The organism is Clostridium zeae (assembly GCF_017312485.1).
GTDB lineage: Bacteria > Bacillota > Clostridia > Clostridiales > Clostridiaceae > Clostridium_AR > Clostridium_AR zeae.
Genome location: NZ_BMBA01000001.1, coordinates 1,376,660 through 1,398,775, shown reverse-complemented (window position 1 = coordinate 1,398,775; position 22,116 = coordinate 1,376,660). Strand labels below are relative to the sequence as shown.

Genomic DNA, 22,116 nt, shown 5'->3' with positions numbered 1-22,116 from the left:
ATTGTGGATAATTAAAATGTAAAAAGGGTGAAGATAATTAGTTTTTTTGTAACTATCTTTACCCTTTTCTTACTAAATATTAATCCTGCTTAGGTGTACCTGAAGGAACCTCAATAGTTTTTTGAAGATTAATAGGTTCACCAAATTTAGGATAATCATTTTCCCAGGTGAATTTTTGAGCTCTTATGCTTCTTCCATCCCATCCACCGTTAGCTGCTTCGCAAGCATGATATACAATCCAATCCTCATTACCATCTGTTGATTTTACAAAGGATGCATGGCCTGGACCGTATGCGGTTTCAGCTTTAGAGAAAACAGGTCCTGATTTTTTCCAGGAAGAAGGATTAAGTAGATCACCATCTGTATTTGTTAAAAGACCTAGACAATAATCTTCAGTCCAACTTCCGCTGGCAGAGTAAACTATATGGATGTTATTACCTTTTCTTAATATCTCTGGACCTTCATTGACATAAGGTTGTCCGATTGTCTCCCAAGTTTTTTCTGGCTTAGATATAAGTATTCTCTTACCGGATATTGTATATGGATTGCTCATTTCTGCAATATATAAATTTTGACTTACATTTGTATCGCTGTCCCATCCAGACCAAATAAAGTACAATTTGCCTTTGTTCTCTAGCACAGTTCCATCAATAGCCCATTTGTTTGTATCATCGCTTACTTTACCTTTAAAAGTGTATTCGCCTTGTGGATCTTCGGTTTTACATTCCAATACATACATTCTATGAGTTTCATTTTTTCCATCATCTGCAGCAAAATAGATATACCATTTATTATCTATGAAATGTAATTCAGGTGCCCAGGTTCCTTTGGAATAGTCTTTACCCAAAGGTGAGGTCCAAACGTTTACAGGTATGTCAACATCAATATCTTGAAGTCTTTTAGTTTTAGTTATGAAAATTTTATTATTTCCATTTGAATAGCAATAATAGTAATATCCGTCTTTTTGAATAACCCAAGGGTCAGCGCTTGGTGCAGATCTTATTGGATTTATAAAGGTTTCTTTCATCTCTTTTTTACCTCCTGCAAAATGATAGATTAATGTAATTGCTGCGATTAGTAATAAACTCAAAATTAATATAAATGTAAGCATTCTAGATTTTTTCATAAAACACCTCCTTATAATGAACAAGTCTTTCTGACTTTAGGGGCTGTTAAAGCACCGTGTTGAAATTAAGAAATAAAACCTATTCAGATATAGCGTTCATAATATGATGTGGATACAGTTATATTATAATATATTTTGTGGTAAAATATAACAAAAATATTATATTAAAACCATAATTTTGGATATATTTATATTGCTGAATTATGAAAAGCTTTCAATTAATATTGTTATAAAAAATATATGTAAAATGGCTTAATAGTTCGATTTAGATGCTAAATTATATTGTTCTTTTGTCCACTACTTAAGCATAGAATTGTAGTAGCGTATAAGATTGACAACTTAGTTTAATGTCTATTTTGAACAATAAATATGTAAATAAACATTTTTTATTCTAGCTAAATATTTATATAGCATCTAATAAAGAAAGGAAGAGAGTTATGTATTTTGCTATGGAAAGAATAAAGAGAATTTTATCAGAACTTAAGGATTATATCTGCATTAATAGATTAGACATTGATAACTACAAAATGAAAGCCTGTGGATATAATGAGTTTCTACTTCTAAATGAAGATACAGATCAATGGGAAGACTTTGAAAAAGGACAACTATGGGGAGGCAGAGATAAACACTTTTGGTTTAGAAAAACGGTTATTATACCTAAAGAATATGAGGGAAAAGCAGTTGTTTACGAAGTAACAACAGGTAAAGAGGGGCAGTGGGATGCTACAAATCCTCAATTTTTAGCATATGTAAATGGAAGTTTGATTCAAGGCTTGGATGTTAATCACAGGCAGATTTTATTGACTGAAAATGCAAAGGCAGATGAAAGCTACGAAATTTCATTATATGCTTATTCAGGAATGCTAGAAGGTTTAGTAGAGTTAAATACGTTTATTGCCATTCTAGAGACTGAAACTGAGAAATTATATTACAACATAAAAGTACCAATAGAAGTAGCAGAACTGTTAGATGAGGATGATAAAAGAAGAATCAATATATTGAGCTTTATGACAGAGGCCGTAAATATGTTGGATCTCAGATTAGCATTAAATGAAAGTTATTATAAATCTATAACAGAAGCTAATAAATATTTGGAGGAAGAATTCTATAGCAAATATTGTGGAGCTGACGAGGTTATTGAAGTATGCGTTGGACACACTCATATTGATGTAGCTTGGTTGTGGACTTTAGCTCAAACGAGAGAAAAGGTAGCGAGAAGTTTTTCTACAGTTTTAAGTTTAATGGAAAAATACCCAGAATATATTTTTATGTCTAGCCAACCCCAGCTATATAAATTTATTAAAGAAGATCACCCTGAGATATATGCACATATAAAAGAAAAGGTAAAGGAAGGCCGTTGGGAAGTTGAAGGAGCTATGTGGCTAGAGGCAGATTGTAACTTAACCTCTGGAGAATCTTTGGTTAGACAGATAATACATGGTAAGAACTTTTTTAAAGATGAGTTTGGAGTAGACAGTAAGCTTTTATGGTTACCGGATGTTTTCGGATATAGTGCAGCTCTTCCTCAAATTCTCCAAAAAAGTGGAGTAAATTACTTTATGACAACAAAGATAAGCTGGAATGAATACAATAAGATGCCTTATGATACTTTTACCTGGAGAGGAATAGATGGTTCTGAGGTTTTAACTCATTTTGTATCTACAACAGATTATAAAAAGGATGGAATTCCTGGGACAGGCACTACCTACAATGGTAATACTAATGCTTCTCAGATTATGGGTTGCTATCAGAGATATCAGCAGAAGGAGATAAATAGTGAGGTTTTAAATTGCTTTGGATATGGCGATGGTGGTGGTGGTGCCACAAAGGAAATGCTAGAAATGGCAAAACGTTTTGAAAAAGGGATACCTGGTGCCCCTAAGGTAAAGATGGGAAAAGCTTTAGATTTTTTCAATAACTTAAATGAAAATGTAAAAGGAAATAATAAACTTCCTAAATGGGTAGGAGAGCTTTATCTTGAATATCATAGAGGTACTTATACTTCTATGGCAAGAAATAAGAGATACAACAGAAACTCAGAATTTTTAAATTTGGAAGCTGAAATGCTCTCAGTATTAAATAGTGTTGTTACAGGAACAAGATATCCTAATGAGGAGTTGAAGGAATGCTGGGAAACTACACTTTTAAATCAATTCCATGACATAATTCCTGGTTCATCAATTAAGGAAGTGTATGAGGATTCTAAAACACAGTATGAAAAAATTAATGAAATCGCAAAGAAAGTTATAAGTACAGCAGTAGAAAATATTGCTTCAAAGCTGGAACTAGCACAAACCTCTGTAGTGGTATTTAACCATTTAGGATTTTTAAGAAATGATATAGCTGAGTTTGAACTTCCTTGTGGATGGGATGATGCTGAAATCTCTGATGGCGAAAGACCTATTGAGTCTCAGAGAATAAATGGTAATAAGATTGTGTTTTATGCAGAAGATATACCAGCAAAAGGCTATAAAACATTTAGTATCAGGAAAACACAGGAAGTAAAACCTGATGCAATTGATATTAAAATAGGAACTAAAAACATAGAAACAGAGTTTTTTAAAATACAATTAGATGAGAAGGCTCATTTTATTTCAATATATGACAAATTAAATGAGAGAGAAGTATTACAAGAAGGACAAAGAGGAAATGTTATACAGGCTTTTGAAGATAAACCACATAACTGGGACGCTTGGGATATTAATATCTACTATCAAGAGAAGATGTGGGAGATAGATGATGTTTCAAGTATTAAGATTATAGAAAAAGGAAATGTGAGGTCTTGTTTAGAAATTACTAGAAAGTTTTTAAATTCCACCTTAATTCAAAGGATTTATATATATAAGAATATTCCAAGGATTGACTTTGAAAATACAATAGATTGGAAGGAAAACCACATTCTTTTGAAGGTAGCTTTTCCTGTAGATGTTCATGCAGATAAGGCGACCTATGAGATACAATATGGAAATGTAGAGAGACCTACTCATTGGAATACTAGCTGGGACTATGCTCGTTTCGAGGTTTGTGCGCACAAATGGGCAGATTTATCTGAGGGAGGATACGGCGTTAGTATTCTGAATGACTGCAAGTATGGACATGATATAAAAGATTCTGTGATGAGATTATCCCTTTTAAAATCTCCTTCATACCCTAATGTTGACGCTGATAGAGAAATACACAAGTTTACCTACTCTCTTTATCCACACAGTGGAGATTTTAAGGAAGGTGGCACAGTAAAAATGGCATATAATCTTAATAGTCCACTTACTTCAAAAGTGGAAGAAGCACATATTGGAAACCTGCCACAGCATATGTCACTATTCAGTGTAGATAAAGAAAATGTAATGATAGAAGTTATAAAACAAGCTGAAGCAAGTGAAGACATTATTGTTAGAGTTTATGAATATCACAATAAAAGAACAAAAGTAAAGTGTAGCACTTCAAGTAACTTTGAAAGCTTATTTGAATGTGATCTGCTTGAAAATAATCTTAAAGAGCTGTTGCTGAATAATGGAGAATTTAGTTTTGAAATAAAACCTTATGAGATAAAGACCTTCAAGCTTAAGTGTAAAATAGAAATTTAGTTTATTTTATAGTAAATATTTGTTTTTGGAAATTTTTTTGAAGGTATAGTTATGCCAGCATCGATTAACTTTGATGCTGGTATGTTTTTTTACGAAAGGTTATTAAGTGCTTTTTAATTTTTTGCGTAAACTCATTAAAGCATGGGATGTATAACCAATTAATTTCAAAACGGTGCTTTAACAGCTCAAAAAATTAAAAATCTGCAAAAAATGATTGACGATATTACTAATTAGTAATATAATTCATAACATGGATAAAAAGAAGATATCATATGGTAAACTCAATGACTTAAATTTAAAGGTTGTAATCGCGCTAAACAGAGGAACTCAACATGTACATAAAAAAGAACTAAAAATAATCAAAGAGGGAGGACTAACATTTTCTCAATTTGGTGTTCTTGAGCTCTTGTATCATAAAGGTGATTTAAGAATCTCTGAAATTCTTGAAAAAATTCTAGCTACTGGAGGTAATATGACTGTTGTCATAGATAATCTAGCTAAGGATGGACTTGTTACGAGATGTAGTGACCCAAATGACAGACGAGTTAATTTGATTAGTATTACAGAAAAAGGAAAGAAGCTTATGAGCGATCTTTTTCCTAAACATGTAGAAAATATAAATGAGATATTAAGTGAATTATCTCAAAGTGAAAAAGAAACCTTAATTAGTATATTAAAGAAATTGCAAGGTGTATAACAAGATACACCTTTTACTTTGAAGATATATTACTAATTAGTAATATACTATTTAGTAATACTAAAAGATTAATATATACATAAGCAAAATCATTTTTATAACAAACTGGAATTATAAAAATTATATAGAAGTTTAAAAAGCAACATTAACATAAGATATAAATTTAAATTTATATATAGATAAATAGTACATTAAATTATTTTAAATAGGGGAGATAAAGCAATGCTAAAATCATTAATTTCAAAATTTTTTAAATCTAAAGGGGAAGATAAAATGGAAAACAAAGTAGTGTGTGGATGTTATAAAGTTACTGTACAAGATTTGAATAATGCAATTAAAAATGGAGCTAAATCCTTTGAAGAAGTACAAGACATTACAAAGGTAGGTACTGGTTGTGGTAAGTGTATTAACGGCAATAAAGAATTGGTAAATGAATTAATAATTAAAAAGAGAATAGATGAGAACCAAATTGTATGCGGATGCTTTAAGGTTACTGCACAAGATATAGTTGCGGCTGTAAAGAATGGTGCAAAATCTTTTGAAGAAGTACAAGCTGTTACTAAGATAGGTACTGGCTGTGGAGGATGTATTGAAGGTAATAAAGCATTAGTAAGCTACTTACTAAAAAAGTAATATTTTTAATTTATATAATATTAGAGACTATGATTGCGTCTAGCGGTTATAGTCTCTAATAAATTGTGAAGTTTAAGCAAATATTGGTAGAAGATTTTTATGTAAATAAGGTAACGCAAAGAAGGGGAGTATAATATGGATTATTTAAATAACATTGAAAGAAGTGTTAAAGAAATATGTAATGATGTATTTAGCTGGAGTATCAAAGCAAAAGCCAGAGTTTGCTGAATTAATAAAAGAAGAATATATGAAAATCGGGTAATTTTAATGAAAAATTTTGAGCAAATATGCAAGGATAGAAGTTCAATTAGAAAATTTATTGACAAAGAGATAGAAAAAGAAAAACTTTATCAAGTATTAAATATCATTAAAACTGCACCTTCAGCTGGAAATTTGCAGGCTTATGAGGTTATAGTAATGAAATCTAGTGATTTAAAAGAAAAGCTGTCTGAAGCAGCCCTTAATCAAGATTTTATAACCAAGGCTCCAATAGTACTTGTATTTGTTGCAAAGACAGCTGAATCTTTTATAAGATATGGGGAAAGAGGAAAAGTGCTTTATAGTATTCAAGATGCTACCATAGCGTGTACTTATGCAATGTTAGCTTGCGAAGCTTTAGGAATATCTTCAACTTGGGTCGGTGCATTCGATGAAGAGAAAGTAATAAAACTTCTTCATTGTAAAGAGGAAGAGACGCCGATTGCACTGCTACCTATAGGATATACATTAGCTCCAAAGATTTCTCTTACGAGAAGAAAAGAGAGTAATGAACTATTTAGAGAGATATAATTTCTAAGAGGGGAAGACAATGGATAAAGAAATGAAGGACAAATTTAATAAACTTATCAAAATGGTTCCATACTTTGATGATGAATATTGGACCTACTTTGGACATGGGGAGAGTTGGGGGAACAAGTGCTCTAGATGTTATATTAAAACAAAATCATATAATTCTCCTAATATTGAATGTATAAACTGTTGGAAGTTTGAGATATGGGAAGATAACCTGACTAGTTTAGATGATGCTATATTATTTCTTCTGGAAGAAGCAGAGAAGGATCATAATCTTAGTGGAAAGGTGATGAAAAATAAAGCTTTAGCTTATGAAGAAAAGGGAAAAAGATTAGGATCTGGAATTAGTCATTCGATACCAGAGAGTGCTAAACCTGATCGTTATTTAAGTGGTGAAATAACTAGTGACAGAGTAATATTGATATATAACCAGTCCATTGAAGAGAGAGAGATGAGAATGGATAGAATACTATTAGGGCTAAAAGAGAGAGGAATCTATAAAAAGGATAGTTTTCCTTATAGGAGAGGATGTATAGAGCCTCACGAAAAACTTTTTGGCCCTTGGGAGAATTGGTTTGAAATGAATAAAGACTACAAATAATATGTAAAAAATAAGATTATGTCGCCTGCCAGATTTTCCTCATATGCATTCGGAAAGGCAGATGCGTGAAAAAAGCTCGCTGAAGAAGGTCACTTCAGCGACTTTTTTATTGTATAGAAAATTATATAACAATGACTAGGGGATGGGGCACAGAAGTATGAAGGTTATTTTTTTTAGATGGAAAAGTGTATAAAGAATTTTGAATAGTAAATAATAAAGTGGTGAAATATAGGAGAAAACATTAAAGAACGGCTTATTACTTCGGAAATTAAAAATGTTAAAAAGGAGCTATAAATATGGAGAATTCAATGTTTTGTTATCAATGTGAGCAAACCTTTGGCGGTAAGGGATGCACTAAAAGTGGAGTTTGCGGGAAAACACCAGAAATAGCTAATCTGCAGGATTTGCTTGTATATCAATTAAAAGGAATATCTTGCTATGCAAAGCCATTGATTGAACAAGGGAAAATTATTGATAAGGAAATAGTTAAATTTGTAGAAAATGGACTTTTTACAACGCTAACAAATGTAAATTTTGATGCTGCTGTACATGTTAGATTATTGAAGGAGTCACAAAAGATAAAAGAAGCTTTAAGGGATGAGGCACCAGAAGGAAAATATCCTGATCAAGCTACATATAACCTTAGTGACACAAAAGAAGAAATGTTAAGAGATTCGGTGAAAGCAGGAATAATGTACGACGAAGATCTTAATGAAGATGTACGATCTTTAAGATCAACAATTTTATATGGCTTAAAAGGTGTAAGTGCATATGGACATCAAGCTAGGTTTCTTGGATACACTAGTCAACAAGTGGATAATATCTATTTTTTAGGTCTAGAAGCCACTACAAATGATGATTTGACTGTTGAAGAGCTTATTCGTATGACCATGAGGGTAGGGGATATGAGTGTAGAGGTAATGAAAACTCTAGATGATGCCAATACTACTACATACAGTAACCCATCACCTCATAAAGTAAATGTTAATATTGTAAAAGGACCATTTATTATAGTTTCTGGCCATGATTTGAGAGACTTAGAGATGCTTTTAGAGCAAACTGAAGGCAAGGGAATTAATATATATACTCATGGAGAAATGTTACCTTCACATGGATATAAAGAATTAAAGAAATACAAACATTTAGTTGGAAATTATGGTTCTGCATGGCAGAATCAGCAGAAAGAGTTTGACGGAATTCCGGGATGTATTCTAATGACTACTAATTGCTTGATGAGACCAAGAGAGACCTACGAAGATAGGATATTTAGCACAAGTGTTGTAGGTTGGGATGGAATAAAGCATATAGATATGAAAGAAGATGGAACTAAGGATTTTAGTGAAATAATAAATAAAGCATTGGAGCTTGGCGGTTTTGAAGAAAGTGAGGAAGAGAAAGAAATACTTGTAGGTTTTGGACATCATGCAACTTTATCACATGCTGAAACTATTGTTAATGCAGTTAAAGAAGGAAAGATAAGACACTTCTTCTTAATAGGTGGATGTGATGGAGCAAGACCAGGAAGAAATTATTATACTGAATTTGCAAAAATGGTTCCAGAAGATTGTGTGATACTTACATTAGCTTGTGGTAAATATAGATTCAATAAATTAGACTTTGGAACTGTAGCAGGATTGCCTAGGTTATTAGATGTAGGTCAATGTAATGATGCATATTCAGCAGTTAGGATTGCTACAGCTTTAGCAGATGCATTCGAGACAAGTGTAAATTCACTACCTTTAACAATTGTGCTTTCGTGGTATGAGCAAAAAGCAGTTGCTGATTTGTTAGCTTTATTATCACTTGGAATTAAAGGAATGTACTTAGGACCTAGTTTACCTGCATTTATATCTCCAAATGTATTGCAGTATTTAGTAGATACCTTTAACATAAAACCTATAAGTACTCCACAAGATGACTTACATTCTTCATTAAAGCAGGCTATGTGTTAGAAATATCCATATAACAACATGAATTATATCAAATAATTCTATTAACCCATATAAGTGCATTTAATTTATTTGCTTAGCTAGATAATCTAGCTAAGTTTTTTTTGTTTTCCAAGGATTTGAAATTGTATTTGTTTTTCCCTACATATATAAGTATGGTAATCAATTTTTGCAGACACAGTAAAAAATTATTTGGCTATAAGATTATAAATATATTTTCGAAGAGTGATATGTGTGAAAAATATGAAATAAATAAATATTTTCTGTAATCGTATTCCTGGTAAAAGCATATCTTGACTATATTAATTACGGTGATATAATTATTTCGTGTACGAATTAATTGGTTCCGAACAATTGCTATACGAATTAATTCGTTTGAAAAATAGGAGGAGGTAAAATGGATAAAAGCGATATCAATAGAGATATAACAAGGCTTTTCTTTGAAGTAAGTAAGACTATTCAACAAACCATGCGTAAAAACTTTGAAAAAAGTGAAGTAACTATGCCTCAAGGGATGGTACTACATATGCTAAGTGAGCATGGGGAAATGAAGATTAGTGATTTGAGCGATAAAGTTCATCTATCAAAGAGTACAGTTTCAGGTATAGTTGATAGATTAGAAAATCATGGATTAGTTGAAAGAACAAGAAATTCTGAAGATAGAAGAACTGTTTACGTAAAAGTGACTAAAAAGTTTGAAGAACAGCATAAGGGAATACATAGAAAAGCAGAAGAAAGCTTTGAAGATTTACTTAGCTCTGCAACTCCTGATGATAAGGAGAAAATAGTTCAAGGACTCAATACTTTGAAGAGAGTATTAATTGATAGAAAGGAGAGGTAGCTTTATGTTAAGACTTTATAAATTCTTAAAGCCATATACTGCTATGGTAATAGGAGTAGTGATTTTAGTAGCTTGTCAAGCTATCGGTGATCTTTACCTTCCTACTTTAATGTCAGATATAATAAATGATGGCGTTATGCAGGGAGATACAAGCAAGATTTTCCATATTGGAGGAGTGATGCTTCTAGTTGCTTTAGGAGGGGTTATATGCTCAGTTATAGCAAGTATGTTGTCATCTATATCTGCCTCAGGTCTTGGCGAAATAATTAGAAGCAAGGTATTTAGAAAAGTTGAGAGCTTTTCATTACATGAATTTGATAAGTTAGGTACAGCTACGCTTATCACTAGAACAACAAATGATATAACTCAAATTCAAACAGTTACAGTTATGATAATGCGTATGATGATAAATGCACCGATTATGTGTGTTGGTGGTATCATAATGGCTTATAGAAAAGATGGTTCTCTTACATGGGTATTAGGCGTTTCTATACCAGTTCTTATACTTGTTATAGCAATACTAGCATTAAAAATGATGCCACTTTTCAAAATGGTACAAGTAAAAATTGATAGAATTAACCTTGTATTGCGTGAAAAACTTACAGGAATAAGGGTTATACGTGCCTTTAATACTGTAGATAGAGAAACAAAGAGATTTAATGAAGCAAATAATGATCTAACAAATAATTATATCAAAGTTAATAGAATTATGGCCTTTATGATGCCTTCTATTATGCTTATAATGAACTTTACTTCTTTATCAATCCTTTGGTTTGGTGGATTACGTATAAGCGAAGGAAGCATGGATTTAGGAGCACTTTCTGCTTTTACTCAATACGCTATGCAAATCATGTTCTCAATGATCATGCTTGCAATGATGTTTATCATGGTTCCACGTGCTCAAGCAGCTGCAGTTAGAATAAATGAAGTGCTTGATACTGTACCTGAGATAACAGATGCAGAAAAGGTAAGAGAAGACTTTGAAGGTAGAGGATATGTTGAATTTAAGGATGTAAGCTTTAGCTATCACGGAGCTGAAGAAGCAGCACTTAGAAATATTTCCTTTGCAGCAAAACCAGGAGAAATTACTGCTATTATAGGAAGTACGGGTTCAGGTAAGTCTACATTAATAAACTTAATAACTAGATTCTACGATGTAAAAAGTGGAAGTGTATTAGTTGATGGAGTGGATGTTAGAGAGATTACTCAAGAATCACTAAGAAGCAAGATAGGTTTTGTTCCTCAAAAGGCAGTTTTATTCTCAGGAACAATAGCTGAAAATATAAAGTTTGGAAGTGACAATGCTACTGATGAAGAAATTAGGTATGCGGCTGAAGTAGCACAGGCTGCAGATTTTATAGCAACTATGGATGGAGGCTATGATCACGAAATAGCTCAAGGTGGTACAAACGTATCTGGTGGTCAAAAGCAGAGACTTTCTATAGCTAGAGCCTTAGTAAGAAAACCTGAGATTTACATTTTTGATGACAGCTTCTCAGCTCTTGACTTTAAGACAGATGCAAAACTTAGAGCTGCTCTTAAGAAAGAAACACAGGAATCAACCGTAATTATAGTTGCACAAAGAGTTGGTACAGTTATGGATGCAGATAGAATAATAGTTTTAGATGAAGGTTCTGTTGTAGGAATGGGAAATCATAAAGAATTATTACAAACCTGTGATGTTTATCGTGAAATTGTATCCTCACAACTTTCAGAGGAGGAGATAGCATGAGTGAAAACAGAGGAAATAGACCTGCTGGAGGAAGAAGAGGCGGAGGTCCAATGGGACCGATGGGAAGACCAGTAGAAAAAGCTAAGGACTTTAAAGGCTCTTTTAAAAGACTTTTAAGATATTTAAAGCCTCATAGAACAAATTTAATTGTTGTTCTTATATTTGCAATTTTAAGTACAACTTTTACGATAGCAGCACCAAAGATAACAAGTAAAGCAATGAATAAGCTTCAGAATGCTTATATGGCTCGTAAGATGCTTTCTGAGATGTCAAAGGGCCAAAATGAAGCTATGGACCAAATGAACAGCAAAATGGGTGATGTTCAAAAGGAAGTTTCTGATAAAATCGTTGATAAGATGGCTGATGGTCAAAAAACTGCTGTAGATAAAATAACTACAAGCATGGGTGATGGTCAAGCCAAAGCAGTTGATGAAATCTACAATAATGTAGCTATACAAATGTATCAAGGAGTAGTTACAGGACAAAAGACTGCTGTAGATAAAATCACTGCTCAAATGGCTACAGCTCAAAAGACAATGGTAGCTCAAGTTCAAAAGCAAATGCAACAAGCACAGCAAGCACAACAAGCTGCTCAACAGGCAGCACAAAGTGGAACAAGTGCTCAAGGTGCAGCTCAAGCTTCACAACCAGATGCACAAACTTTGGCAGCAATTCAAAGCTTAATGAAGCTTCCTATGATTGATGCTACAAATGATAGAGCAACAAGAGTTAAAACTACTCTTGATTTTATCAATCTACTTAAGGCTATGCCAGCTAATGGACAAATAGATAAGAATTCTTTAACTACATTAGAAGAATTATTAAATATTCCAATGCTAGATAAAGCTAAAGTTGGAAATGATAAAGTTAATGTAATTAAAAAATTCATGAGTACAGCTAAGAAATTACCAGGAGGCAGTTCTTCATCTAGCTCTATGAGTCTGGATACTGCTCAAATGAATGAAGTATATAACAGAATAGCAAAGATGACAGATTTTACTGCTAAAACATCAAGTTCAAGCACTAAAATGGATCAAAAGGCAACTGATGCCGTTCAAAAATTGCTAAAACTTCCTTTAATAAATGATATTAAAGATGCTACTGAAAAGAAGAATACACTAAATCAACTTATAGATATATTCAAGGATATGCCTGATATGTCAAGTGACAGTAGTTCTTCTGGTACTCAAATAAATAAAGCGGATTTAGATACTATTAAGGATTTATTAGCAGTGCAACAAATAAGCACAATCACTGACTCAAAAGAAAAGACAGCTGCGGTAATTAAACTAGTTGATATATTTGGCAAGATGCCTAAAAATGATACTACTTCAACTACAGATACAATGAATCCAGATCAGCTAAACAGTGTAAAACAGTTATTAGCTTTACCATCGTTAAATGCAATAACTGATGCAAGTGAAAAAGCTAAGGTTACAAGCCAGATGCTTGATATCTTCAGCAGTATGCCAGATATGGGTACTACAACTGATACAGATTCAAAGAATAAGATAGATACTAAGAGCATAAAGTCAATTCAGAAGTTTATAGCACTTCCTAAACTAGATACCTTGACAGATGCAAATCAAAGAGCAGAAGTATCTAGACAAATTATTGATTTAGGTAGTGAGTTATCTAAGACAATGGACAACGCTCCTACAAGTCCTAAAGATAATGTAAAGTTTACTGATGATCAAATTGACTCAGTAATTAAGGCTATAAAGGAAACAAACGGAGAGTATGACTTTAAATACATCGGAAACATAGCTATAGTTCTTATAGGAATGTATATAATTAGTGCAATTTTCAGCTTAATAATGGGTCTTGTAATGTCAGGGGTTGCTCAGAAGACAGTTAGAGACTTAAGAATGGAAGTTGATGAGAAGCTTTCAAGATTGCCACTTAAGTATTTTGATTTGCATGCTCACGGAGATATATTAAGTCGTGTTACAAATGACGTTGATACTATCGCAACTACCTTACAGCAAAGTTTAACACAAATAATTACATCTGTTATTACTATAATTGGTTATATCATAATGATGCTTACAATTAGTCCTATTTTAACACTTATTGTTATAGCAACATTACCACTATATGTTATAGCTACTGCTACAATTGCAAAGAAATCACAAAAGTACTTTGCAGCTCAACAAAAAGAAATTGGATTACTTAGTGGACATGTTGAAGAAATGTACACTGGACATAAGATAGTTAAAGCCTTTGGACATGAAAAAGATTCTATAGAAGAATTTGAAGCAATAAATAAGAGACTTAAGAATTCAGGTTGGAAAGCTCAATTTGTTTCAGGTATAATGTTCCCACTTATGAACTTTATAAGTAACTTAGGTTATGTTGGAATAAGTATGGTTGGTGGTATTTGGATAACAAAGAGTTTACTTGGTTTAGGTGATATACTTGCCTTCATACAATACTCAAGATCCTTTACTATGCCAATCGTTCAAACAGCAAATATAGCGAATGTAATTCAATCGACTATAGCTTGTGCTGAACGTGTCTTCCAAGTGCTTGATGAAGAAGAAGAAATTCCAGACAGCGCTGATGCAGTAGTAATAGAAAATCCTAAAGGTGAAGTTACATTCGAACATGTTGACTTTAGATATGTAGAAGATGTACCACTAATAGAAGATATGAACCTTGATGTTAAGCAAGGACATACAGTTGCTATTGTTGGACCTACTGGTGCTGGTAAGACCACACTTGTTAATCTTTTAATGCGTTTCTATGAGATAAATGCAGGTAAGATAAAAGTTGACGGTGTTGATATTAATGAAATTAAACGTAGTGAATTACGTAAGATGTTTGGTATGGTTCTTCAAGATACATGGCTATATAATGGATCTATTAAAGATAATATAGCATATGGAAAAGAAGGCGCTACAATGGAAGAGATTGTTCGTGCAGCAAAAGCAGCGCATGCTGACCACTTTATTAGAACACTGCCAGAAGGTTATGATACAGTTCTTAATGAAGAAGGAACAAATATTTCACAAGGTCAAAAGCAGCTTTTAACAATTGCCCGTGCAATACTTGCAGATCCTACAATCTTGATTCTTGATGAAGCAACAAGTAGTGTTGATACAAGAACAGAAGTGTTAATACAAAAGGCTATGAACAACTTAATGCAAAATAGAACAAGCTTCGTTATTGCTCATAGACTTTCAACTATTCGTGATGCAGAGCTTATCTTAGTTATGAATAAAGGAACAATAATAGAAATGGGTAACCATAACGAATTATTGAATAAAGGCGGCTTCTATGCTGATCTTTACAACAGTCAATTCTCAGGTGCAGACTTGGAAGTAGAGACTGTATAGTATAATATCAATTTTATAAAAATTAAAGTGGCTCATATGTGGGTAAAAATACTTACTCACATATGGCCACTTTTTTACTGTATATGAAAGTATAAAATTTTTAAGTTAGCTAAACCTATATATATCAATAGGTTTAGAAGTTTTTTATTTCTATAAGTATTTTATACATTACTCAAAGGATTTGGTGTCTTTGAAGGTCTCTTTTGCCCATTGCTCAATCATTTTTAAACTAGGAAGAATTTGTTTACCTCTTTCAGTTAAAAAATATTCTACACGTGGAGGAAGTTCAGCAAAAACTTTTTTTTCAATAAGACCATCTAGTTCAAGCTCATTAAGTTTTTCAGTCAATACCTTGTGACTAATATTGCCTGTAAATCTTTGTAGTTCTAAAAATCTTTTAGAGCCTTCATTTAAATTACATAGAATAACTGCTTTCCACTTTCCCCTTATTATTTCAAATGCTAAATCTAAATAACATACAAATTCTTTACCATTATAGCTGACCATGGTTTCTCCTTTCTAGATATATAGCTTCGTAATAAAACTTACCGTTTTCAATTCTCCCACCCAAAATCGTGATTATCTTACAAGTATAAATTAAGTTTCAGTATAGGAGCACTATATTAATATATCAAAGTTATAGATAAAATCAAATTAGATCTATAAAATAATTTGAATCTAGTAATTATCTAGTATTCAAAGGCTAATTACTTACTTTTAGGTAACCTCACTTACCTAAAAGTGCATACTTGTTTGTTTTATATTTATAAATTAAACTAGTTTCATTAAGATTTAAATACTTAGATTTCATAAATATTTTAGCGCACAAATATAGATATATAAGTGTTTCTATAATTAATGAAAATATCTTAATAGTAAAATATTTTAGGAGGAACAAGGAATGATTAAAGTTTGCCCAAATTGTTCAGGCGTTGATGTTGAAGAATTAAAGAAGAGTGTAGGAGAAGAAAATTTATATTTAGGCTGCATAGGATTGTGTGGACAAAATACAGGAAAAAGCTTTGGATATATAAATGATCAACTTGTTATTAAGGATTCAAGTGAAGAATTTATTGAAGCTGTAAAGATTGCAAATTAAATTTGTTAAAATAACTAAAATTATATAAAGATTAAAAGTGGCTAGGTCATTATTGGACTAGCCTTTTTTGTGTTTATGAATTATTAAGCATACAGAGTAAGAGTGAATTCAGTAGTGATTCAGTGATTTTTTCATTTTGCAACATTATTAAACATTAATTGAAGATGATTCAACATATACTGTATTAAATGAAAAAATTTAAGAAACACAATCACTACAGCAATATTATTTATTGATTGAAAAATAATTAGACAGATATCAAGAATACAAATATAAGGGGTGAAACCTATGTCAAAGACAGAGAATATACTTATAGCTTACTTTTCATATTCAGGAAATAGCAGAAGAGTTGCTGAATTAATTCAAGAAAAGACAGGGGGAGATATTTTTAGGATTGAGACAGTAAATCCGTACCCAACTGATTATAATGAAGTTGTTGATCTGGCTAAAAAGGAGCAGGAATATAACTATAGACCTAAACTTGCAACACAGGTTAATGACATGGGGGCATATGATGTAGTTTTTATTGGTTATCCTAACTGGTGGATAACAATGCCTATGGCTGTATTTACATTTTTGGAGGAATACGATCTTTCTGGGAAGATGGTGATACCTTTTTGTACACATAGGGGGAGTGGATTTGGTGGAAGTGTAGACGATATAGTGGAGCTTTGCCCAAATTCAACGATTATAGAGGGACTAGAAATCATGGATGACGAAAACATTGATCAACAAATTGATAGTTGGCTAGATAGAATACCTATTTCAAGTAGATTAAGCGTAAATAATTAGAATTAATTTTAACTACAATCTGATTGTAGGATACGTTAATTAGAATATGTATTTATTTAGCCGTAGAAGGAATGGTATAGCTAAAATATAGATAAACCATTAAAAAATAATAAAAGTATAAATGATATTTTAAATTTTAATGCTAATTTATGTAAACGGTTGGATATTGTATTTGCTAGTAAAATAAGACCTGAATTGTCATTACTAAGTATTTCATGATTTTTGGATATTTAGTCTGCAATTTTGGTCTTTTTTACTATCTAGAAAATTAAAAATACTTACATCAATAAAAAAGTATTTTGAATTTCATTTAAGGTACATCTTGTGCAAAGATAAACTCTAGTTTTTGTGCAAAACTAAATTCTAGAGTTATGTAAGATTAAATTCTACTTACATTAATAAAGAGTATTTTGAGTTTCATTTAAGGTTTATTTAAGGCCACAATTTGTGCAAGACTAAAATCGCTTAACACGAATTTAACCTTGCATTCACGAATTTACCTTTTCATTTTACAGAGCTACTACAAATTGTTGTTGACTTGGAGCTAACTCCAAGGAGTAAAGTTATTTTAGAAGAGGATGAAAGTGAGGAATAAAATAATGGATAGAAAATCTCTAATTGCTTATTTTTCAAGAGAAGGAAATAACTATGTGAGTGGTAATATTATAAATTTACCAGTGGGTAATACGGAAGTAGCAGCAACAATAATTCAGAAAATAACAGAAAGTGATATTTTTCGTATTGAGTCAATAAGCACTTATCCAAAGGATTACCATGAGACTACAGATGTGGCGAAGAAAGAACTTCGAGAAAGTGCTAGACCTGAGTTAACTAGTGAGGTTTCTAATATGGATTCATACGATGTGATATTTTTAGGATATCCGAATTGGTGGGGAACTATGCCAATGGCAGTTTTTACTTTTTTAGAATCATATGACTTTTCAAGAAAGACAATAGTTCCATTTTGTACTCATGAAGGAAGTGGGATGGGGCATAGTGAAAGCGATATAAAAAAACTTTGCCAAGGTGCTACAGTGGAAAGAGGTCTTCCGATTAAAGGCTGCAATGTTAAGGGAGCAGAAAAAGAGATTTCGAAGTGGGTTGAACGTATGGTTTAAGCTCTATAAGCCTGATTGTTACTATATATTTATATAAATATTTAATTATATGAATATATAATTTTATGATTATATAATGAAATGATTTTGATAGATATGGAGGATTAAGTATGAGTTTTAATATGTATATACCAACAAGAACTTTGTTTGGAGCAGGCTTAATCATACTAAGTAAAGCGTATTTCACTCATTTCATAAGCAAACATGTCTGTGATGATCGTTTTATACGTATGGCTAAAGCAATGGGTGGATTATTCTTAGTAGATAGATGTGAACTTAGTATAGAAGATTGTATAGATATCTATGAAGTTTATTCATAGATAAAAGTAATAGAAAAAAGGGTTAAATTTAAAGATAAATTAGAAGGAGAGGGTCAATAAAATGGAATACGTAAAACTAGGAAATACAGGTTTAGATGTATCAAGATTATGTCTTGGTTGTATGAGCTTTGGGGTGCCAGAAAGAGGAATAGCACCATGGTCACTTAATGAAGAAAATAGTAGACCTATAATTAAAAGAGCTATTGATTTAGGTATCAATTTTTTTGATACAGCTAATGTATATTCTGATGGAACCAGTGAAGAAATTGTAGGAAGAGCTTTAAAGGATTATGCTAAAAGAGATGAAATTGTCTTGGCGACTAAGGTTTATTTCCGTATGCATGAAGGTCCAAACGGAGCAGGACTTTCTAGAAAAGCTATTATGAACGAAATTGATAATAGTCTTAGTAGACTTGGAACTGATTATGTAGATTTATATCAGATTCACAGATGGGATTATAATACTCCAATTGAAGAAACTATGGAAGCCTTAAATGATGTTGTAAAGGCTGGGAAGGCAAGATATATCGGAGCTTCCTCAATGCATGCATGGCAATTTCAAAAAGCATTGCATATAGCAGATAAAAATGGCTGGACTAGATTTGTAACTATGCAAAATCTTTTAAATCTTTTATATCGTGAAGAAGAAAGAGAAATGCTGCCACTATGTAAAGAAGAAAAAATCGGTTTGATTCCTTGGAGTCCCCTTGCAAAAGGAAGATTAACTCGTGACTGGAATGAAAAAACTGAACGTTCATCCAACGATGAAGTTGGAGAAAAGTTTTTTCCTACATCAAATGAAGCTGATAGAAAAGTGGTTGAAAGAGTAGCACAATTGGCACAAAAGAGGGGTGTATCAAGAGCTCAAATAGCACTTGCATGGGTACTCCAAAAGGAACCAGTTACTTCTCCTATAATTGGATCTACTAAAGTATCTCACCTTGAAGATGCAGTAGCAGCACTTTCAGTAAAGTTAACAGCTGAAGAGATTGCGTTTCTAGAAGAGCCATATGTTCCTCACCAAGTCATAGGCTTTCAATAATAGTAGAAACATAATTATAAATTAAAGGTTTTAAAGGAGAATTAGATATGGATAAATTAAATGATTTAAGTGAAAGTATAATATTCTCGAAGGGTCAAAAGATTACCAATAATTATTTTATAGGAGATACATGGCTTGAAATGCTAGTAGGGAACGACAGTACTTTCAATTGCCCTATAGGAAATGTAACTTTTTCCCCAGGTGCAAGAAATAATTGGCATAAGCATCCAGGTGGACAGATTCTATTAGTTACTAGTGGCAAAGGATATTATCAAGAAGAAGGTAAGGAAGCTCAATTGCTTCAGGCTGGAGACGTGGTAAAAATATCTCCTAATGTGAAGCATTGGCATGGTGCTACAGCAGATAGCTGGTTTGCACACATAGCAATAAGTACTAATGTAAAAGAGGGAAATGCAGAATGGCTTGAACCAGTAACTGATGATGAATATAGTAGGTTAAAATGATAGTTTGATATACTTTTGGTTATTAATAATTGTGTATAAACCTTGATATAATTTGTGTGGTGGAGTTTCGCCTCCACCATGAAAGCCACAGTAGAAATGCTGTGGCTTTTTCAATTTATTGGTTTAGAATTATTTATGGTGAACCGTATCATAAATGACGTAGACTTTTTTGAAATAATTGAATTTGTAAATATATATTATAATATTGAAAACTCTTACCTTAGTGAAATGGGTAAGAGTATTTTTATTTTTTAAGGAGGTAGTAATGATGATAGAAGTAAGCTATTTAAGAGAGTATGGAAAGGTAAAGTCCTTACCAATGGAGGTGCAAGAAACTATTCAAGGTATATTGCAGATACTAGATACCGAATATGGAGCAGACAGAAATAAATATGAAGATGATGGAGGGTATGTGCTAGTTTAGAGTAAGAGAAAGACTTTTAAGAAATAAAGAACAAGACATATATTGATTGTACTGATGTTATTACTGAATATGTTGATAAAATAGTATGTAGTAACAGTGAAATTTACACAAATTCATTGATAATCTGTAATAATGATTATTCTATATTGCTAATAATTCCAATAGAACTAACATCACGAAATTTAAAAGATGATATAATAAACTAACAAGCCTTAATTGCCAATAGAACGGTGATTAAGGTTGTTATTATTGTAAAACTATAGGTGGTTGCCATGCTGAGGTAAGTAATTAACGACTCTAAAATATCGGAACTATGATGGTATTTACAGTGCTGATAGTGCTGATATCAAAGGTAATAGGAGTAAGACTACTCCATAGTTGACTATTAAAGGAGGAAGCTGTAATGGATAAGGAAAATGTAAGTTATGAAATATTTATAGATGTAATCGCAAAGATGGTTAAAAGGTATATAGATAATATACAAGCAACTAAGGAGGATGATGATAAATGCTTAAACGTAGGATAGCTGCTTACCTAAGAGTATCTACTGCTGAACAAGCTGAGGAAGGATATAGCATTGATGCACAGGAAAATGTAATAGCACAAAGATGTGAACAAGAAGAGGGTAATTAGTTGCTGTATATGCTGATAAAGGTATTAGCGGTAAGTCAATGACCAATAGACTTCAACTACAGCAAATGCTTAAAGATGCTAAGGAAGGCAAATTTGATGAAGTATGGGTATGGAAAACTAATCGTTTGGCACGTAACCAGTATGACTTACTAACAGTAGTTAGGGAACTTGAAAGATATAATGTAGCTTTTAAAAGCTGTTCAGAAGCATTTGAGACAACAACATCAGCAGGAAGACTTATGATGAATCTATTAGCTTCAATAGAAGAATTTGAAAGGGAAACAATAGTAGATAATGTAAAAATGGGAATGAAACAGAGAGCTAGAACTGGAAAGTGGAATGGTGGTATTGTTTTGGGTTATAAGTCGGTAATAGTAAATGAAAATAATACAAGATTAGAGATAGTTTCAGAAGAAGCTTCTACAGTAAGAAAGATATTTGAACTATATGCTTCTGGTAAGGGGTTAAAGGCTAGTACTAATCAGTTAAATCATGAAGGATATAAAACTAAAAAGGGGAATATGTTTGGAACTGGTGGTGTTAAAGATATTCTAATGAAGCCTGTATACATTGGTAAAATACGTTATAATGTAAGGGAGAATTGGAGTGAAAAGCGAAGAAAAGGATACAATAAAAACCCAATAATTGTTGATGGAGAGCATGAAGCTATAGTTCCTATAGAACTTTGGGACAAGGTTCAAGAAATGTATAAGTTCAAATGTGGCAAACCAAAGAAAGCTTTTGAAAGTAATTACATTCTAACTGGACTAATGAAATGCCCTGTTTGTGGTGCTTCAATGGTGGCAGGAAGGACTAAGAAGAAGCGAAAGGATGAAAAGGTACAGAAATATTTCATAAATAATAAGGAAGGAGAATCCTCTGATGACGGGGCTTCTTCTTCTTTTATTTTATTTACAATTAGAATATAATT

Annotated in this window: 20 protein-coding genes and 2 pseudogenes; 20 read left to right on the top strand and 2 right to left on the bottom strand. The window is 32.3% G+C overall.

Going from position 1 to position 22,116, the window contains the following annotated elements:
* Positions 1-79 precede the first annotated feature (79 nt).
* Positions 80-1,126 carry a glycoside hydrolase family 43 protein gene (locus tag J3477_RS06520; protein WP_206868856.1) on the bottom strand — a complete coding sequence of 349 codons (1,047 nt, stop codon included), beginning with the start codon at positions 1,124-1,126 and terminating at the stop codon, positions 80-82.
* Between the two features lie 437 nt (positions 1,127-1,563).
* Here J3477_RS06520 and J3477_RS06515 point away from each other — a divergent pair, with 437 nt between their 5' ends.
* From J3477_RS06515 to J3477_RS26345, 9 genes are all read left to right on the top strand, one after another.
* The gene (locus J3477_RS06515; protein ID WP_206868855.1) at positions 1,564-4,710 is read left to right on the top strand and encodes an alpha-mannosidase; all 3,147 of its coding nucleotides are present in this window, start codon (positions 1,564-1,566) and stop codon (positions 4,708-4,710) included.
* Between the two features lie 250 nt (positions 4,711-4,960).
* Positions 4,961-5,407, top strand: a complete 447-nt coding sequence (locus J3477_RS06510; protein WP_206868854.1) for a MarR family winged helix-turn-helix transcriptional regulator — start codon at positions 4,961-4,963, stop codon at positions 5,405-5,407.
* 273 nt (positions 5,408-5,680) lie between these two features.
* Positions 5,681-6,040 (top strand): (2Fe-2S)-binding protein, encoded by a 360-nt coding sequence (locus J3477_RS06505; RefSeq protein ID WP_228731223.1) that lies wholly within the window; start codon positions 5,681-5,683, stop codon positions 6,038-6,040.
* A gap of 267 nt (positions 6,041-6,307) precedes the next feature.
* The gene (locus J3477_RS06500; protein ID WP_206868852.1) at positions 6,308-6,829 is read left to right on the top strand and encodes a nitroreductase family protein; all 522 of its coding nucleotides are present in this window, start codon (positions 6,308-6,310) and stop codon (positions 6,827-6,829) included.
* 19 nt (positions 6,830-6,848) lie between these two features.
* On the top strand, positions 6,849-7,433 hold the full coding sequence (locus J3477_RS06495) for a hypothetical protein (protein WP_206868851.1): 585 nt from the start codon (positions 6,849-6,851) through the stop codon (positions 7,431-7,433).
* 296 nt (positions 7,434-7,729) lie between these two features.
* A complete protein-coding gene (gene hcp / locus J3477_RS06490) occupies positions 7,730-9,385 on the top strand; it encodes a hydroxylamine reductase (protein ID WP_206868849.1) in 1,656 nt (551 codons plus the stop codon).
* Positions 9,386-9,779: 394 nt separating this feature from the next.
* Positions 9,780-10,223: a MarR family winged helix-turn-helix transcriptional regulator gene (locus J3477_RS06485; RefSeq protein WP_206868848.1), complete on the top strand. Its 444-nt coding sequence runs from the start codon at positions 9,780-9,782 to the stop codon at positions 10,221-10,223.
* 4 nt (positions 10,224-10,227) lie between these two features.
* Entirely contained in the window at positions 10,228-11,955 is a 1,728-nt protein-coding gene (locus J3477_RS06480) for an ABC transporter ATP-binding protein (RefSeq protein ID WP_206868847.1), read from the top strand.
* A 1,475-nt stretch (positions 11,956-13,430) separates the two neighbouring features.
* Positions 13,431-15,293 carry an ABC transporter ATP-binding protein gene (locus tag J3477_RS26345; protein WP_371876589.1) on the top strand — a complete coding sequence of 621 codons (1,863 nt, stop codon included), beginning with the start codon at positions 13,431-13,433 and terminating at the stop codon, positions 15,291-15,293.
* A gap of 168 nt (positions 15,294-15,461) precedes the next feature.
* Here the strand turns inward: J3477_RS26345 and J3477_RS06470 are convergent, their stop codons facing one another.
* Entirely contained in the window at positions 15,462-15,800 is a 339-nt protein-coding gene (locus J3477_RS06470) for a winged helix-turn-helix transcriptional regulator (protein WP_206868846.1), read from the bottom strand.
* Between the two features lie 394 nt (positions 15,801-16,194).
* Between J3477_RS06470 and J3477_RS06465 the strand changes: the two genes are divergently transcribed.
* From J3477_RS06465 to J3477_RS06430, 11 genes and pseudogenes are all read left to right on the top strand, one after another.
* Positions 16,195-16,392 carry a DUF1450 domain-containing protein gene (locus tag J3477_RS06465; protein WP_206868845.1) on the top strand — a complete coding sequence of 66 codons (198 nt, stop codon included), beginning with the start codon at positions 16,195-16,197 and terminating at the stop codon, positions 16,390-16,392.
* 288 nt (positions 16,393-16,680) lie between these two features.
* A complete protein-coding gene (locus J3477_RS06460) occupies positions 16,681-17,184 on the top strand; it encodes a flavodoxin (RefSeq protein ID WP_206868844.1) in 504 nt (167 codons plus the stop codon).
* Between the two features lie 584 nt (positions 17,185-17,768).
* A complete protein-coding gene (locus J3477_RS06455; protein WP_308483198.1) occupies positions 17,769-18,302 on the top strand; it encodes a flavodoxin in 534 nt (177 codons plus the stop codon).
* Between the two features lie 149 nt (positions 18,303-18,451).
* Positions 18,452-18,622, top strand: a pseudogene (locus J3477_RS06450) (iron-containing alcohol dehydrogenase); the annotation flags it as partial.
* A 61-nt stretch (positions 18,623-18,683) separates the two neighbouring features.
* Entirely contained in the window at positions 18,684-19,664 is a 981-nt protein-coding gene (locus tag J3477_RS06445) for an aldo/keto reductase (protein ID WP_206868840.1), read from the top strand.
* Positions 19,665-19,711: 47 nt separating this feature from the next.
* Entirely contained in the window at positions 19,712-20,128 is a 417-nt protein-coding gene (locus J3477_RS06440) for a (R)-mandelonitrile lyase (RefSeq protein ID WP_206868838.1), read from the top strand.
* 265 nt (positions 20,129-20,393) lie between these two features.
* Positions 20,394-20,552 (top strand): hypothetical protein, encoded by a 159-nt coding sequence (locus J3477_RS26085; RefSeq protein WP_228731221.1) that lies wholly within the window; start codon positions 20,394-20,396, stop codon positions 20,550-20,552.
* A 403-nt stretch (positions 20,553-20,955) separates the two neighbouring features.
* A complete protein-coding gene (locus J3477_RS26265; protein WP_284691981.1) occupies positions 20,956-21,078 on the top strand; it encodes a hypothetical protein in 123 nt (40 codons plus the stop codon).
* The gene (locus J3477_RS26260; protein ID WP_284691980.1) at positions 21,060-21,185 is read left to right on the top strand and encodes a hypothetical protein; all 126 of its coding nucleotides are present in this window, start codon (positions 21,060-21,062) and stop codon (positions 21,183-21,185) included. Before J3477_RS26265 ends, J3477_RS26260 begins: the two co-directional genes overlap by 19 nt.
* 11 nt (positions 21,186-21,196) lie before the next feature.
* Positions 21,197-21,511, top strand: a pseudogene (locus J3477_RS26255) (recombinase family protein); the annotation flags it as partial.
* Positions 21,488-22,114 carry a recombinase family protein gene (locus J3477_RS06430; RefSeq protein WP_308483200.1) on the top strand — a complete coding sequence of 209 codons (627 nt, stop codon included), beginning with the start codon at positions 21,488-21,490 and terminating at the stop codon, positions 22,112-22,114. The pseudogene J3477_RS26255 and the gene J3477_RS06430, both read left to right, overlap by 24 nt.
* Positions 22,115-22,116 lie beyond the last annotated feature (2 nt).